This is a genomic window from Bacillus sp. ES1-5, from assembly GCF_022487605.1.
GTDB classification, from domain to species: Bacteria; Bacillota; Bacilli; order Bacillales; family Bacillaceae_G; genus Bacillus_A; species Bacillus_A wiedmannii.
Window position 1 is genome coordinate 1 of sequence record NZ_JAKVPU010000031.1, and the last position, 1,798, is coordinate 1,798.

Here is a 1,798-nt window from a genome sequence, read left to right on the forward strand (position 1 = left end):
TCATAGTATTCCCAGGTTCGAACTGTGATGTCGATATGTTCCATGCAATTAAAGATGAGCTTGGTGAAGAAGTAGATCCATAATTACCATAAACATTTGAGCATAGTTTCAATATATATCAGTCTCCTATGTAAGTGGCTTCCATAATGCTAAAGCGAATATCCAATTCGAGTCACCATTTCCTTGATGGTTTTGAACAGCTTCATACACTTTCCCTTGATGTTCTACTTTATCTCCCTTTTTATATGCCTTCTTCGAATCCCATTTTTCATAAGATTCATTTTGATTTTTTGTTTTTATTGGGAGAATATTACTTTGAATTGATGTATTTCCAGCTGCATCTACGGCCTTCACTGCATATTTATATTCCTTATTAACTGTTAAGTTTTGATCAGTATACGTTGTTCCTTGTACTGTTTGAATCAATTGTCCATCGCGTAATACCTGATATTCTTTTACACTTACATTATCTGTAGAAGGATTCCATTTTAGCTCTACACTGTTAGAAGTAAGGTTGCTTGCATATAATTCTTGTGGCTGTGTCGGAGCCTCTGTATCTGGTTTCGGATTAACAATTTGATTTACTGTTTTCAGGCCATCCTTTGTAACTTCGTATATGGCTTTTTTTCCAAAGCTCTCTTGTTTACTATTATCGACATTCATAAAAGTTGCTCTATGCACACCTTCTATATGTGTTAACTCAATATAATCTCCTACTTTGACTGGAACTTTTTGCAGTTCAGCATTTTGTTGTTTGTTTCCATAAATGTCTTTCTTATATACTACTTTTCCTGATGCATTTTGTACTTTAATACTCGCATATGTTTCATTAAAATAATGGTGCGGTATGCCTTCTTTTAAGTCGATTTGCATTTCTTCTGTCGACTTATTGAAATTGACTTTAGCAAACTCGAAATCACTAATTCCTTTTAGTGACCATGCAAACTGGTTTCCTTCTAAAATATTAGAAGAGTTCGGTATATCTGGATTAAAACCTAAGTTATCTAATATAGATTTTAGATCAGGTAAAACACCTATTCTATCATTCCATGGATCTTGAGATTTTGTTCCTGTATTTGGATTACTTAAGATATTTCTTAATTCGGCTGGTGTATAAGGAGAACCTCGGTGTTCTTTAGCAATACCTTGAATCGAAGTTGCTGCCCCAGCAATAATTGGTGAAGCACTTGATGTTCCACTAAATGTTGATGTATATAAATTTGTAGTATTTTGACTTGGATTTGCTGACGTTGTATCAACATTTTCTCCCCATCCATATACATCTAATCGACTTCCATAATTTGAAAACCATAAACGTTTATGTGGAACAGTTGATGATCCCGCCCCAACCATAATAGCACCTGAATCCTTGAAGTCTGGACTATTTCGATTTAAGATTTTTTTTCCATTACGATCTTTAAAATTATCCAAGTCGTTTGAACCATTTGCGCCAGCTTCTATAATAATAATCCCTTTATCTGTTCCAGCTCGTATTGCATCAAAGATATCTGGCTGTACTTCAACAGGTAAATATTTATCTCCATATCCATCATAAGAAGCTTGTGCCTCTAATAATAAAATATCCCCAGCTTGTAAATTATGTACAGCATTTACTATCGCATCAGCCGTATTATACGACCCATCACCTCTTATTTGGGATACTACTTTTACCTTAGCCTTTGGTGCAATTCCTATATTACCAACCTTATTATCTTCAGCAGAAACAATCCCAAGTACAGAAGTTCCATGGCCAACGTGTTGATCTATATTTCTACCAGATATAAGCTCAACTTTTTGA

At 34.6% G+C, this 1,798-nt stretch carries 1 protein-coding gene and 1 pseudogene; one reads left to right on the forward strand and one right to left on the reverse strand.

Annotation, left to right across the window (positions count from 1 at the left end):
• Window positions 1-2 precede the first annotated feature (2 nt).
• Window positions 3-77, forward strand: a pseudogene (locus tag MKO96_RS29085) (phosphoribosylformylglycinamidine synthase I); the annotation flags it as partial.
• A 49-nt stretch (window positions 78-126) separates the two neighbouring features.
• Here the strand turns inward: MKO96_RS29085 and MKO96_RS29090 are convergent.
• A partial coding sequence (locus MKO96_RS29090) for a putative mucin/carbohydrate-binding domain-containing protein (protein WP_240589337.1) occupies window positions 127-1,798 on the reverse strand: 1,672 nt, incomplete at its 5' end.